Below are 13136 nucleotides of genomic sequence, written 5' to 3' on the forward strand. Positions count from 1 at the left end.
CGCGGGCGCGGCCGCCGGCGCGGCCCCCCGGCCCCGCCCCCGCGCCCCGGCCCGGGGCGCGGGGGGGGGGCCCCCGGCCGGCCGCGCCCCCCCCCCCCCCCCGCGGCCGGGGGGTTTTCCGACTGCGCGCGGTTCTCTGCCGGCGCGTCGCCGGTCAGTGCGTCAGCGAGGCAGCGCGGTCAGCCCCGTCAGCGTGAGGCGAGCAGGAGGCGCGACTCCCGTTCGTGCTCTCCGGACACGTCCTGCGTGGAGCGCACCTCGAAGAGCCTGCCGAGGACCTTCACCACCTCGTCCACCGCGTGGCTGTCCCCGGTCAGCAGGGCCTCCACCGGGGCGTCGAGCCGCGGCGTGTCGGAGGGGTCGCCCGAGTGCGCGGAGCTGTCGAACGTGGCCATCCACACGGTCGGCTCCGGTCCGGAACCCGCCGCCGCCGGCGCCACGTCCTCACAACCGGCGAAGACCTGGTCCAGTACGCCGAAGATCGCCTCTGCCTCGGCGCGGCCGCAGTCGCTGAGCTGGACGGTCACGTCGCAGTCCGCGGGGTGGCCCCCGGCGGCCCCGGCCCCCGTGCCCCTGCCCTGGTCGCTTGCCATCTTCGTTCACCACGTCCTTCCGTCGGGTGCTGCGGGACGAGTACCCGTCTTCCCCATACCGCCACGGATGACGCCGGGCTGCCACTCTTGGCCTCGCGCGGGTGGCCACCGTGTGTTTGCGGGGGTGGCCGCCTGGTACCAGGGTGGGGATGACGGGGGGACACCGAGGAAAGGAAGGGCCATGCCCGCAGGTTCCAGCCCGAAGCGTGAACGCCAGTACGAGCACATCAAGGACAGCGCGCGCGACCGCGGCGAGAGCGAGAAGCGCGCCGAGGAGATCGCCGCGCGGACCGTCAACAAGGAGCGGGCCCGCAGCGGCGAGTCCAAGACCGCGAGCAAGACGTCGACGAAGGACATGTCCTCGTCGAAGCGCGGCGGTCAGCGCTCGCACAGCGGCGCCCAGGGCCCCACGTACGACCAGCTGTACGCGGAGGCCAGGAAGCGCGACATCCCGGGCCGGTCCTCCATGAACAAGTCGGAGCTGCAGCGCAAGCTCGGGAAGTGACCCGGCGCCGGACCGGCGGACGGCCTCACACCGGACCGGCGGACGGCCTCACGAGGCGGCCCCGCCGAACGGGCTGTCGTCCAGGTGGGCGAGGAGGTCGGCGGGGTCGGCGTAGATCGCGGTGGCGCCCGCGTCGGTGAGGTCCGCCCGAGGGATGCCCCCGCACAGCACGCCCACGCAGGTGACGCCCGCACGGGTGCCGGCCTTCATGTCCCACACCGTGTCGCCGACGAACACCGACCCTTCGGCCCCGGCCCCGGCCAGCCGCAGCGCGTGCCGCACCGGATCGGGCGCGGGCTTGCCCGCCTCAGTGTCGTCGGCGCTCGCGACGGCGGTGACGGCGTCACCCGCGTCGATGGCCCGCAGCAGGGCGTCGAGCTCCGCGCCCCCGGCGGAGGTGGCGAGGACGACGGTCCAGCCGCGTTCCGCGAGGGTCTGAAGGAGGCGGCCGGCGTCCCGGAACGCGGGCAGCCGGTCGGAGTAGGTGCCGTACAGGGCGGTGTGCGCGGCGGTGACGGCCGCGTCCCCGCTCCTGTCCCGGTCCGGGTCGAGGAGGTGTTCGACCAGGTCCTCCGCCCCGAGGCCCACGGCACGGTGGACGGCGTGCATCGGGACCTGGTGGCCTGCCTGACGGAACGCCTCCCACCAGGTGGTGACGTGCAGGTGGTTGGTGTCGGCGAGGGTTCCGTCGACGTCGAACACGGCGGCGCGGGTCATGGGGTTCCTTTCGGTGCGGTGGCTCTGGCGTCTTCCTGGCACGGGCGCCCCGCCCCAGGCCCGGCGGGGTCGGGGGGCGGCAGGACACACGCCCGACGGGGGCCGGGCTGACGAGGGCCGGGAACACGACGCAGATCCGGATGCCCGGCGACCGCGCGTACACGCCCGCCGCAGACCACCGCCGTCGGCATGGCGCCGTGACGCGGGCCGGACGCGCCGGCCCGCGTGCTGCCGCACCCTGTCGGCCAACAGCCGGGGGCCCGCTCGCGACCCTCCGCGGAACGGGGCGAGGAGCGCGCGGGGCGAGGAGCGCGCGGGGCGAGGAGCGCGCGGGGCGAGGAGCGCGCGGGGCGAGGAGCGCGCGGGGCGAGGAGCGCGCGGGGCCGGGGGCGCGGAGGGCTGAGGGGCGTGCGGGGCGGCGCCGGTGAGGGCCGGCGATGCGTGGGTGAGGGGGCGGCGCGGGGAGGTTCGAGGGGCACGCAGGTGGTTCGAGGGGGGACGGGGGACGCATCGGGCCGGGCTCCCTTCGGCGCTGGGGCCCGGGGGCGTCCCGGACGGTGGTACGAGCATCGCCGTGGGTCGGGCAGCGGTCACGCTCCGGGCGCGCGACACCCGGCGCGCGTCCTCCCGGTGCCGTAGCGCGGCCCGGTCGGGGCGGCGAGAAGCCCCGTCGTACGAGGGTCCGCGAGCCCGGCGGGATTTTCGAACCCTCCAGGGGTGGATTCGGCGCGCCCGGAGAGTTACCAAAGGACTGGCGGACCAACGTCGGGAGGCCGGCATGCGTGGCAGTGAGCGTGGCGACACGGGCGGAGCGGACGCGGCGGACGGGTCGGACGGCCCCGGCGGTCCGAGGACACCGGAGTACGCGACACCCCGACAGGTCGGACGCGCGGGGCCGGAACATGCGCACGGCCGGCGGCGGGGCGGACAGGAGGCCGACCGGGGGCACGGTCGGCGCGAGACGCCCGAGGAGCGGGCCGACCGGCGCTGGGTCGAGCTGGTCCAGGAGATACGGGTGGCACAGACGGGTGTGCAGATCCTCTTCGGCTTCCTGCTGACCGTGGTCTTCACCCCGCGCTTCGCCGATCTGCCCGACCTCGACCGCGCCGTCTACATCACCACGGTGGTCCTCGGCGCGGCGGCGACGGGAGCCCTGATCGGACCGGTGTCGTTCCACCGGATCGTCTCCGGGCGCCGGCTCAAACCGCACGCCGTGGTGTGGGCGTCACGGCTGACCTTCGTGGGTCTGGTGCTGCTGCTGGCGACGATGGTGTCGGCGCTCTTCCTGGTGCTGCGGGTGGCGACGCACGACTCGTTCGTACCGTGGCTGGTGGCGGGGGTGGCGGCCTGGTACCTGCTGTGCTGGTTCGTGCTGCCCGCCTGGGCGCGGCACCGCTACACGACCGGGGACTGAGGACCGGCCAGGATCCGGTCGACGGTGTCGGCCTGCGCCGCCGGCTTGTCGGGCCGGTGGCGCAGGACGCGGGCGAAGCGCAGGGTGATGCCGGCCGGGTAGCGCGAGGAGCGCTGGAGGCCGTCGTAGGCGATCTCGACGACCAGCTCGGGTCGTACGCGCACGGTCGTCCCGTCGTCGTCGACGGCCAGTTCGCGCAGCCGGTCGGTCTGCCAACTCAGCATGGTGTCCGTGAGGCCCTTGAAGGTCTTGCCGAGCATCACGAACGTCCCGTCGGCGGCACGGGCGCCGAGGTGCAGGTTGGACAGCAGGCCGGTGCGCCGGCCGTGCCCCCACTCGGCGGCGAGGACGACCAGGTCGAGGGTGTGCACCGGTTTCACCTTGAGCCAGGACCGGCCGCGGCGGCCCGCGCTGTAGGGCGCGTCGAGCGCCTTGACCAGGACGCCTTCGTGGCCGCGCGCGAGGGTGTCGGCGAAGAACGCCTCGGCCGCGGCACGCTGGCCCGGGTCGGCCGGGTCGGTGACGACGGTGCGCCGCACCCTCATCGGTTCGGGGACGAGGCGGGCGAGCTCGGCGTGCCGGTCCCGGCCGGGCAGGTCGAGGAGGACGGCTCCGTCGGCGGCGAGGACGTCGAAGAAGACCGGCGACACGGGCCGGGCGGCCGCGGCCGCGGCCACGTCGACGCGTGACCCGACGCGCGAGGCCGTCTCCTGGAACGGCACGGGCCGGCCCTGTCCGTCGAGAGCGATGACCTCGCCGTCCAGGACGAGGGCGTCACCGGCGATGGCCCGGGCGGCCTCCCTCACCTCCGGCAGCCGGTCGGTGATCTCCTCGAGGGAACGGGTGTAGATCCGCACGTCCTCGCCGGAGCGGTGCACCTGGACGCGGATGCCGTCGAGCTTCTCCTCCACGGCGCAGGGGCCGAGCGCGGCGAGCGCGTCGGCGACGCCCTTCGCGGTGTGCGCGAGCATCGGCTGCACCGGAGTGCCGACGCGCAGCCGGTACCTCTCCAGCGCGGTCGGGCCCTCGGCGAGGAGGGCCGTGGCGACGCGGGGCAGGGACCCGTCGAGCATCACGGCGCGGCGCACGTCGGCGGCGGGGGCGTGGGCGGCCCGGGCGACTCCTTCCAGGGCGATGGCGTCCAGCGCTCCCTGGCGCACCTCGCCGGTGAGGAGACGCAGCAGGAACCGCTGCTCGGGGGCGGTGGCGGCGGCCATCAGCCCGTGCACGAGCCGCTGCCGCTCGCCCTGCGACCCCGGGCCGGCGACCTCGGCGAGCGCGGTGAACGCGGCGTCGGTGTCGGCGATGGTGAGCGTGGCGTGCCCGGCGGCCGGGACCGGATCCCTCAGGGTACTCCAGCCGACGCCGATGCGGCCCTGGGGCAGGCGGCCCGCGAGGTAGGCGATGACGAGCGGCGCCTCCGCGGGCGGGGTCGCGGAGAACAGGTCGGCCAGGACGGCGATCTTCCGCGAGCGCGCCGAGGTGGCGGCGACCTGGTCGGACACGTCGGCGATTCGGGCCAGCAGCATGCGGCCATGGTGCCCGCCCCGCCCGCCTCCCGCACGCGGGAGGGCGTACGGGAGGCGGGCGGGGCGTCCCGCGCGCGGGCATGGTGCGCGGCGGACGGTGCGGCACGGTGGTCGTCGCCCGGGTGACTCCGGCGCGTGGCGGCGAGTCAAGCCGCGGGCCTCCCCTCCTTCACACAACTCCCCTACGCTTCGGCGGACTTCGACCGGTCCGATCAGGAAGCAGGGGACGACATGGGGACATTGGCGCGCACCGCCGGGGCGGCCGTGGCGGCGGGGATGCTGGTACTGGGCGCGGGTCCCGGCCCGGCCTCGGCCGTGGACGCGGGGCAGTTGTCGTACGGCGCGTCGACGTCGGTCGGGGTGCACAACGCGTACGAGAAGGGCAAGTTCCGTTACTTCGCGGACGCGCTCGACTCGGGGGCGGGAATGCTGGAGCTGGACGTGTGGACGAACACGTTCGGCCGGTCGTGGAGGGTGTCGCACAGCAATCCTCTCGGGAACGACAACAACTGCGAGAACGCCGCGCACGCCGGCGAGCTGCGCACGAAGGACCGCAACCAGGACCTCGGCGGCTGCCTCGCCGACATACGCGCCTGGCACGACGCCCATCCGGGGCACCGGCCCGTACTGCTGAAGATCGAGTTGAAGGACGGGTTCGCGGGCCGCCTCGGACGGGGGCCGGCCGCGCTGGACGCGCTGCTGACCGCCCGGCTGGGCGATGCCCTGTTCCGGCCCGCCGACGTGGTCCGCGGGCACGTCGACCTCGACACGGCCGTCCGTGCCGACGGGTGGCCGTCCCGCGACCGGATGGCCGGCAAGTTCGTCGTCGAGCTGATCCCCGGCACGGTGGAGGAGGACAACCCGGCCGACTCCCTGTGGACGGACCGCGAGTACGCCACGCACCTGCGCGACCTGGCGGCGGCCGGGCGGCTGCGGGAGGCCGGGGCCTTCCCGGCCGTACACCGGGCGCAGTCCGGCGACCCACGTGAGCGGTACGCGGACGCCGCGCTGCGGCCGTGGTTCGTCGTCTTCGACGGGGACGCGTCGGTGTACGCGAGCGGTTCGGTGGACACGTCCTGGTACGCGCGGCGGAACTACCTGGTCGTCATGACGGACGCGCACGGCGTGGCCCCGGCGATCGACGGCGTCCGCCCGACCGAGGCCCAGGCCCGCGACCGGATCGGCCTGCTGTCCGGGCGCCACGCGAGCGTGGTGTCGTCCGACTGGTACCCGCTGCCGGCGGTGCTGTCGTCGGTCGTCCCGCGCGCCGCCGGCTAGCCGCTCGGCGGGCCCGAGACCGCTCGCGACCGCCCCCGGCCGAACCGTGCCCGCAACGCCTCCCGCAACCGACCGGGGCGGCGGCCCGCCGGCCCTGGCGGTGCCGGCCGCCGACGACGGAGGTGGCCGCCCACCACCGCCCCCGACGACGGTCCGGGCGGCATGCCGGGCGGAGTCCCGGTCTGCGACCCAAGCGGTGTCCCGGGCGGCATCCCGAGGGGTGTCCCGTTCCGCGCTCCGGGCCGAGCGGCGACAGTCCGTGCCCCGGGGGGCGGGCCGCAGTGGTCGCCCGGGTCGGGGCCACGGCCGGAGCCAGGGCCGGAGCCGAGGCCGGGTACTCGGCCGGGGTTCGGTCCCACGCCCGGACCGGAACCGGAGTCGGATCCCGGATCGGCAATCGGGTCGGGGTCGGGACTTGAGCCGGGGCCGGGGCCAGGGCCGGGGGGCGAGTCGGGCCCTGTGCCTGTTCCGGGGGCCGCGGCCCAGGCGGGCTCCGCACCCGAGCCCGGGGCGGGGGCCGGGGCGGTCGCCGTGCCGTGTGCCGCCGATGGCGGAGTCGGGGCGCGACGGAGGTCAGGGCCCGGGCGCCGGGCCGGGGTGACCGTCGGGTCGTGAAGGACCAGGGGCCGGGTCAGGGCCGGGATCGGGGTGGAGGAGCGCGGGGTCGAGCCTCGCGCCGCCTGGAGAGCCTCCGCCAGGGCGAGGCGGAGCCGGTCCCCTTCGTGCGGATGCTCGGCGAGGAGCAGCCGGTCGGCGACGGCGCGGGCGGACGGCACTTCCGGGTGGCCGTACGGTGGCGGCGGGCGGAGCCGGTCGAGACGGGCCCGCTCGGACGGGTCGGGGACCACCTCGGCCAGCCGCTCCGCCTCCAGGAACGAGGCGACGGCCGCCGCCACCGCCCACGCGTCCGACGCCCGCGCCACCAGCAGCCGCAGGCGTCGGGCCCGCCACCCGCACGGCCGGGCGTCCTCCCCGGCTCGGAGCCGGTCCGTCAGGTCCCGCGGCGCGCGACCGGTGAGCAGCTGCGGGTGCTTCTCCGTCAACTGCCGTACCTCGCGGGCCAGGTAGAGCCAGACGACCGCGCGGTAACGGTTGAGGCGGAAGGCAATCGGTGTGACATGGCCTGTTCTCGCCAGTCTCGTGAAGCGGTCGGGTGAGATGTCGGCCATCTCCGCCGCGCGCGCCGTGCCCGCCGTGCCGACCCGGTCGTGCAACCCGTCCGGGAAGTCCGGCTCGGCGCGCAGCCGGTCGATCTCCTCCCACGCCACCCGGGGGCGGCCCCCTCCCGCTGCCGCGACGGAGCGGACCAGGCCCAGGTCGACCGCCGCCGCCATCTCGCCCCGCCCCAGCCCCAGTTCACGAGCCGCCCGCCCGCCGGTGACGGTGTCTCCGTCCCGCCCGCCGCCTACCGCCCGGTCGTCCCGCATCGCGCCCCCCGTTCGCCGATTACTCTCGGTGACGAGGTTAGTACGGGGGAGCATGCTGCGCCGTGCCTGTGGAAAACCGTCCGCGGACGTGCTCGGGGGCGGCCGTCAGGGGATGTCGCGGGCTCCGGGGCGGCGGGTGGCCACGGAGAGGTGTTCACCGACGCGGTTCACCATGAGGGTCATCTCGTACGCGACGTGGCCGACGTCCGCCTCGGCCGTGCTGAGCACGCAGAGGCAGCTGCCCTCCCCCGCGGCCGTCACGAAGAGCAACGCGTCGTCGAACTCGACCATGGTCTGGCGGGCGCCGCCCACCCGGAAGTGGCGTCCGGCTCCGCGCGCGAGGCTGTGCAGGCCCGAGGCGACCGCGGCGAGGTGCTCGGCGTCCTCCCGGACCAGATCGCTGCTGACGGCGGTCACGAGCCCGTCGCTCGACAGGACGAGGGCGTGCCGTATGTGCGCGACGCGCTTGGTCAAGTCGTCCAGGAGCCAGTCGAGTTCCTTCTCGAGCGCCATGCCCGGTCCTCCCCGTTCCGCATGTCCCCGTTTTTCCCCGTTCCCGCGTAAGCCTTACCCACCGCGGAGGGCCCGGCAAGCACCCTCCAGGCCACCGGGTCACGGCACGGGGTCGAGGAACCGGGCGGTGTGGACGCGGGCCGCGTGCTCCACGAGCCGGACGAGGACCTCCTTGCCCGAGTCGCGGTCGCGGGCATCGCACAGGACCACCGGAGTGCCGCGGTCGAGGTCGAGCGCGGCCGCGACGTCATGGGCGCCGTGGGAGCGGGCACCGGGGAAGCAGTTGACGGCGACGAGGAACGGGACGCCCCGGCGCTCCAGGTGGTCCACGGCCGGGAAGCAGTCCTGGAGGCGGCGGGTGTCGGTGAGGACGACGGCCCCCAGGGCGCCCCGCGACAACTCCCACAGGAACGCGCCGCGGTCATGCCCGGGTGTGCCGAAGAGGTGGAGGGAGAGACCGGGACGGAGGGTGATGCGGCCGAAGTCCATGACGAGCGTCGTGGTCCTCCGCTCCCCCGCTCCTCCGGGGCCTTCCCCGTCCGGCCACGCCCCGGTGGACGGTTGCTCGGTGCGCAGCGGCCGGATCTCGCTGACCGCCCCGACGAGGGTGGTCTTGCCGGCGCCGAGGCCCCCGGTGACGAGGATCTTCAGGGGCAGGAGGTCGGAGTGTGCGGAGGCCATCGATCACTTCTCCCAGGGTGTGCTCGTCGGGCGGGCGCACGACCCGGCCGGGACGGTGGACGGTGACGAGCCCCGCCCCGGCGAGGTCGCCGAGGAGTACCCGGACGGCGCCGACCGGCAGGCCCGCGCCGGCGCCCGGGTCGGCGACGGACCTCGTGCCGGCGCGGCAGAGGGCGAGGAGGGTGCGGCGCCGGGGGCCCGGCAGATGTTCTCCGGCCCCCTCCGAGGGCGGTTCGCTCACGGCGGCCACCAGGGCGACGAGATCGGGGCCGGCTGTCGGGCCGACGGGAGGTCCGCCGGGCGGTTCGGCGGGGGCGCCCGTCAGCGCGTACGGGCGTACGAGAGGGCCGGCGTCGGTGTCGTACCAGCGGCCGCCCCGCGGTGGCGGGTCGGCGGGTGGGGGCGGGGCAGCCGGTGTAGGCGGACCGACCGGCACCGGCGGAGTGCCGGGCACCAGCGGATCGGTCACCTTCCGTGGGGCTCCCGGCAACCGTGGATCGGTCGCCGCGGGTGGGGTGCCCGGCGGCAGGGACACGCCGTGCGGCAGCGGGGTGCCCGGCGGGCGGTCGGGGCGGTGGCCCGGGGCGCCGTCGAGGGGGATGCCCGGGGTGCGGCGCCGGGCGGCGGGTCTCTCGGGGTCGCTCACGCTTGTCCTCCGTCGCCGCGGCGGGTGGGTGGGTCGCGCTGCCGCCCGGAGGTCGCCGAGGCGTGGCGAAATCCGGTGGCTCCATGGGTCCGGGACCGTAGCCCTGCGGGGGCGCATGTCCGGCGCACGGACCGGATCTGACGGAACATGACGGGATCACACCCATGGAGGACCGCTCCTGTCCGAACGAGTGCGCCGAACGCCCCGCACGGCCGCTGCGTCGGGAAGGTATTCGGCTGCGTCATCCGGTACGGGATCATGGGCGCATGGACGACGACCACAGGCAGGTGCAGGAGTTCTTCACCCCTCGGGCGGCCGACTGGGAGCGTCGCTTCCCGGACGACGGCCCGGCCTACGCGGCGGCCGTCGCCGACCTCGGTCTCCGTCCGGGTGACGCCGTGCTGGACGCCGGCTGCGGCACCGGCCGCGCGCTCCCCGCGCTGCGGGAGGCGGTCGGTCCCTCGGGGACGGTCCTCGGCCTGGACCTGACGCCCGCGATGCTGCGGGAGGCGGTGCGGGAGGGCCGGGACGGCAGCGCCGCGCTGCTCCTGGGGGACGTGGGCCGGCTCCCGCTGCGGGACGGGGCCCTGGACGCGGTGTTCGGTGCCGGTCTCGTCTCGCACCTGGCCATGCCCGCCGATGACCTGCGGGAGCTGGCGAGGGCGGTGCGGCCCGGCGGGCGGCTCGCGCTGTTCCACCCGGTCGGCCGGGCCGCGCTGGCCGCGCGCCACGGGCGCCCGCTCACCCAGGACGACCTGCGCGCGGAGCACAATCTGCGTCCGCTGCTCGCCGGTTCCGGCTGGCGGACGCTCTCGTACGTCGACGAGGACGCCCGCTTCCTGGTGCTTGCCGAGCGGACGGACTGACCCTCCCGCCCGGCGCGGGGCCCTCTTCTGCCGCGGCGGCCGTGAGCTTACGTTGGAGGTTCACGGACGGGCGCGGCGGACGGCGGCGCCGCGCGGGAAGGCGGGCCCCATGTTCAGCAGGCTGCGTACGCTCCTCCCGTCGGCCGCGCGGGCCGGGAGGCGGGGCGCGCCGGCGTCCGGTGGCGCGGGCGCGGCGGACGGTACGAGCGGTACGGGTGCGACGCGGAAGCGGCAGCACAACATCTTCGAGGCGGCGGCCGTGTACGTGGCGGCGTGCGCCGAGGACGACGAGGACGCCATGGACGAGGCGAGCGGCTGGGTGTCGCCGGAGGCCCTGTCGTTCGGAGTCGGCGAACTGGCCTGCCGTGCGGTGATAGCCCTCGCCCGGGAGCGGGACGAGTCGCCCGAGACGGTGACCCGCTCCCTCCTGGGCCTGCCGACGCCCTGAACGCCGACGCCCGCCGCCTCCGCACGCCCGCGTACCGGCACCGCGCTCCCGCGCCTGCCTCCCCGCCCACCGGCCACCCGCCCGCCCGCCGCTCACCGGGTGCGCCGTACGTCTCCTTCCCTTCCTCTCGACGGCCGGGTTACTCACTGGTTAGGGTGCGCCGACCGGGCCCCTTCCGACGGGACGCGGGATCGCTACGGGGCTGCTACTGGAGGACGGAGGCCGCCGTGACCGGGACGACGGACGAGGAAGCGGGCGCCCCGGCGGGACGGACGGACGGATCCGCCGCGGCGGCGGGCGGCGCGGACGACCACCTGTACGTGCTGACCGCCGTGCTGCTCACCCCGGCGCAGTTCCCCAGCGTCCTCGGCGACGACTACCCGCAGGCGTGCCGCGCCCTGGGGCTGGAGCCGTACGCGGAGGGCTACGGGCTGGTGCTGGGGCAGGACGGCGAGGGGGCGCGCTGGACGGTCGCCGTGGACGACGTCTCCCTGGTCGCCGTCGCGATCGCCGCGTGGGACTGCGGAATGGAGTACGACCTGTCACCGGGCGAGGACAGCGTCGTCGCGGCGCTGCCGGGGTGGCCGCTCGCCCTCACCGTCCGCGCTCCCGGGGTCCCCGCTCCGCACGACCCGCGGCCGGAGCCCGGTGACCCGCCGCCGCTCGCACCGCCCGACGACTCGGTCTGGGGTCCCGCGCAGCGGCGGCTCGGCGCGGACGAGATAGCCCTGCAGTGGGCGGCCTGGCGCGAGCAACTGGGCGGGGACGACTTCGCCCCGGCGGCCGATCCCACCGGGACCGGGGGGAACGGCAGGGCGGACGGCCCCACGGGAGGGGACCGTGGCGCAGGGACGGAAGGACCGCGCGCGGACGCGGCGGGGCCCGACGGTGGCGGCGGGGGTCCGTACGCGGCCGTACGGCGCGTCCTGGACGAGGCGCGCGGCTACCTGGAGGATCCGCCGCCGCCCGGGCGGGTGCGGTCGACGTTCGCACCCGGCGGCGCACGGACGCTGCGGGCGGACGGACCCGGGTGGTCGCTGATCGCCCGGACCGACGACATCGCGTTCCTCCTGCTCGACGAGTACCCCGGTGAAGTGCTGCCCGTGGGCCGGGGCCCGCAGCTGCCGGGCCTCCTCGCCGGGCTCGACGCCATGGCCGTCCGTCCCGGGTGAGCGATCCGGCTGAGTACCCGGAGTCGCCCCGCCGTCCCCGCGGCCCGGCCCTCGGTCGGGTGCGGCCCCCGTCGACAGGCAGGCAGGCACGCGCCGCGCCGAGTTGCTGGTCGGGCCGCGCCGGGCCGGATCGGGCCGGCGCGGATCGGGCCGGGCCGGTCGGGTCGGGCGAGCCGGGCCGTCAGGCGGTGCGCAGTGGCTCGCCGACGGCGTGCAGGTGGCCGAGGGCCTGGCGGTAGGAGTCGACCGCGCCGGTCTCCGCGTAGGGGATGCCCAGGCTCCGGCAGTGGGCGCGTACCAGCGGCTGGGCGAGCCGGAGGTGGGGCCTCGGCATGCTGGGGAAGAGGTGGTGCTCGATCTGGTAGTTGAGGCCGCCCAGCAGCCAGTCCGTCAGGGCGCTCCCGCGGATGTTCCGCGAGGTCAGGACCTGTCGGCGCAGATGGCCCCAGCGCTCGTCGTCGCCGGGTACCGCCATGCCCTTGTGGTTGGGCGCGAAGGCGAGACCCAGGTGCAGGCCCAGCAGCATCTGGTGGAGCAGCGCGAAGAGCAGGGCCCGGCCGGGGGGCATCGTGGCGAGCAGCAGCGCCGCGTACCCCGCGACGTGGGCGAGGAGGAGCCCGCCCTCGACGGCGCGCTCACCGCGCGTGCGGCGCGGGCCGTCCGACGAGAACAGCGCCCGGAAGCCGTACGCCTTGAGCGCGAACCCCTCCAGCGTGGTGAGGGGGAAGAACAGCCACGCCTGGTGCCGCGTCAACCAGCCGCGAGGTCCGGTGCGGCCCACCGCCTGGTGGTGGTTGAAGACCAGCACGTCCGGGGCGACGTCGGGGTCCTTGTCGACGTGGTTGGGGTGCGCGTGGTGGCGGTTGTGCTTGTCGTTCCACCACTCCTGGCTCATGCCGAGGAGGAGGTTGGCGTGGAGGAGCTGCAGCAGGTGGTTGGTACGGCGGCGGGCGGCGATCTGGGCGTGGCCGGCGTCGTGGGCGACGAACGCGGTACGCGCCGAGAGCACGGCCAGCGGGACGGCGAGCAGCAGGCTCCAGGCGGAGCCACCGAGAACGGCGAGGGCGGCGCCGACGGCGGCGAGCCCGGCGAGGTTGGCGGCGATGCGGAGGGCGTACCAGCCGGTCCGGCGTTCCAGCAGTCCCTGCTCCCGCACGACCCGGAGCAGGGGGCTGAACTCGCTGCCGCCCCGGCGCACGGGGCCCGGGGTCCGCGGCGCGGCCTCGTCCGGGACCCGCGGGGCGGGCGGGGACGGGGTGCGCTCCGCTGGGGCGGCGGTGAGTTGCGGCATGGCGGTCTCCGGTCTGTCTGCCGAGGTGTCGGCGCGGGGCGGGTGGGTGCGGTGGG

At 76.1% G+C, this 13136-nt stretch carries 13 protein-coding genes and 1 pseudogene; 6 read left to right on the plus strand and 8 right to left on the minus strand.

Going from position 1 to position 13136, the window contains the following annotated elements; translation table 11 throughout:
* Positions 1 to 188 precede the first annotated feature (188 nt).
* Complete coding sequence (locus ACF053_RS01920) at positions 189 to 593, minus strand: hypothetical protein (protein ID WP_391951970.1); 405 nt, start codon at positions 591 to 593, stop codon at positions 189 to 191.
* Positions 594 to 774: 181 nt separating this feature from the next.
* On the opposite strand from ACF053_RS01920, the gene ACF053_RS01925 reads away from it, so the two are divergent.
* The gene (locus ACF053_RS01925) at positions 775 to 1098 is read left to right on the plus strand and encodes a plasmid stabilization protein (protein WP_391951971.1); all 324 of its coding nucleotides are present in this window, start codon (positions 775 to 777) and stop codon (positions 1096 to 1098) included.
* Between the two features lie 48 nt (positions 1099 to 1146).
* On the opposite strand, the gene ACF053_RS01930 is transcribed toward ACF053_RS01925, so the two are convergent.
* Complete coding sequence (locus ACF053_RS01930) at positions 1147 to 1815, minus strand: HAD family hydrolase (RefSeq protein WP_391951972.1); 669 nt, start codon at positions 1813 to 1815, stop codon at positions 1147 to 1149.
* A 1015-nt stretch (positions 1816 to 2830) separates the two neighbouring features.
* Between ACF053_RS01930 and ACF053_RS01935 the strand changes: the two genes are divergently transcribed.
* A complete protein-coding gene (locus ACF053_RS01935; RefSeq protein ID WP_391951973.1) occupies positions 2831 to 3229 on the plus strand; it encodes a DUF6328 family protein in 399 nt (132 codons plus the stop codon).
* Here the strand turns inward: ACF053_RS01935 and ACF053_RS01940 are convergent.
* A complete protein-coding gene (locus ACF053_RS01940; RefSeq protein ID WP_391951974.1) occupies positions 3211 to 4758 on the minus strand; it encodes an ATP-dependent DNA ligase in 1548 nt (515 codons plus the stop codon). The two genes, ACF053_RS01935 and ACF053_RS01940, sit on opposite strands and share 19 nt — an antisense overlap.
* 231 nt (positions 4759 to 4989) lie before the next feature.
* Between ACF053_RS01940 and ACF053_RS01945 the strand changes: the two genes are divergently transcribed.
* Positions 4990 to 6036 (plus strand): phosphatidylinositol-specific phospholipase C domain-containing protein, encoded by a 1047-nt coding sequence (locus ACF053_RS01945; protein ID WP_391951975.1) that lies wholly within the window; start codon positions 4990 to 4992, stop codon positions 6034 to 6036.
* Here the strand turns inward: ACF053_RS01945 and ACF053_RS01950 are convergent.
* From ACF053_RS01950 to ACF053_RS01965, 4 genes and pseudogenes are all read right to left on the minus strand, one after another.
* Positions 6033 to 7517, minus strand: coding sequence for a DUF6397 family protein (locus ACF053_RS01950; protein WP_391951976.1), 1485 nt, complete (start codon positions 7515 to 7517; stop codon positions 6033 to 6035). The genes ACF053_RS01945 and ACF053_RS01950 overlap by 4 nt on opposite strands.
* Before the next feature lie 51 nt (positions 7518 to 7568).
* Positions 7569 to 7976 carry a roadblock/LC7 domain-containing protein gene (locus ACF053_RS01955; protein WP_391951977.1) on the minus strand — a complete coding sequence of 136 codons (408 nt, stop codon included), beginning with the start codon at positions 7974 to 7976 and terminating at the stop codon, positions 7569 to 7571.
* 99 nt (positions 7977 to 8075) lie between these two features.
* The gene (locus ACF053_RS01960) at positions 8076 to 8657 is read right to left on the minus strand and encodes a GTP-binding protein (RefSeq protein WP_391951978.1); all 582 of its coding nucleotides are present in this window, start codon (positions 8655 to 8657) and stop codon (positions 8076 to 8078) included.
* Positions 8641 to 9093: pseudogene (locus ACF053_RS01965) on the minus strand (DUF742 domain-containing protein); the annotation flags it as partial. The gene ACF053_RS01960 and the pseudogene ACF053_RS01965, both read right to left, overlap by 17 nt.
* A gap of 476 nt (positions 9094 to 9569) precedes the next feature.
* Here ACF053_RS01965 and ACF053_RS01970 point away from each other — a divergent pair.
* From ACF053_RS01970 to ACF053_RS01980, 3 genes are all read left to right on the plus strand, one after another.
* A complete protein-coding gene (locus tag ACF053_RS01970; protein ID WP_391951979.1) occupies positions 9570 to 10169 on the plus strand; it encodes a class I SAM-dependent methyltransferase in 600 nt (199 codons plus the stop codon).
* A 109-nt stretch (positions 10170 to 10278) separates the two neighbouring features.
* Positions 10279 to 10617 (plus strand): hypothetical protein, encoded by a 339-nt coding sequence (locus ACF053_RS01975; protein WP_391951980.1) that lies wholly within the window; start codon positions 10279 to 10281, stop codon positions 10615 to 10617.
* 227 nt (positions 10618 to 10844) lie between these two features.
* Positions 10845 to 11789, plus strand: coding sequence for a hypothetical protein (locus tag ACF053_RS01980; protein WP_391951981.1), 945 nt, complete (start codon positions 10845 to 10847; stop codon positions 11787 to 11789).
* 181 nt (positions 11790 to 11970) lie between these two features.
* Here the strand turns inward: ACF053_RS01980 and ACF053_RS01985 are convergent, their stop codons facing one another.
* The gene (locus tag ACF053_RS01985; protein ID WP_391951982.1) at positions 11971 to 13080 is read right to left on the minus strand and encodes an acyl-CoA desaturase; all 1110 of its coding nucleotides are present in this window, start codon (positions 13078 to 13080) and stop codon (positions 11971 to 11973) included.
* Positions 13081 to 13136: the final 56 nt, after the last annotated feature.

It is taken from the genome of Streptomyces kanasensis, from assembly GCF_043077165.1.
Taxonomy (GTDB): domain Bacteria; phylum Actinomycetota; class Actinomycetes; order Streptomycetales; family Streptomycetaceae; genus Streptomyces; species Streptomyces changanensis.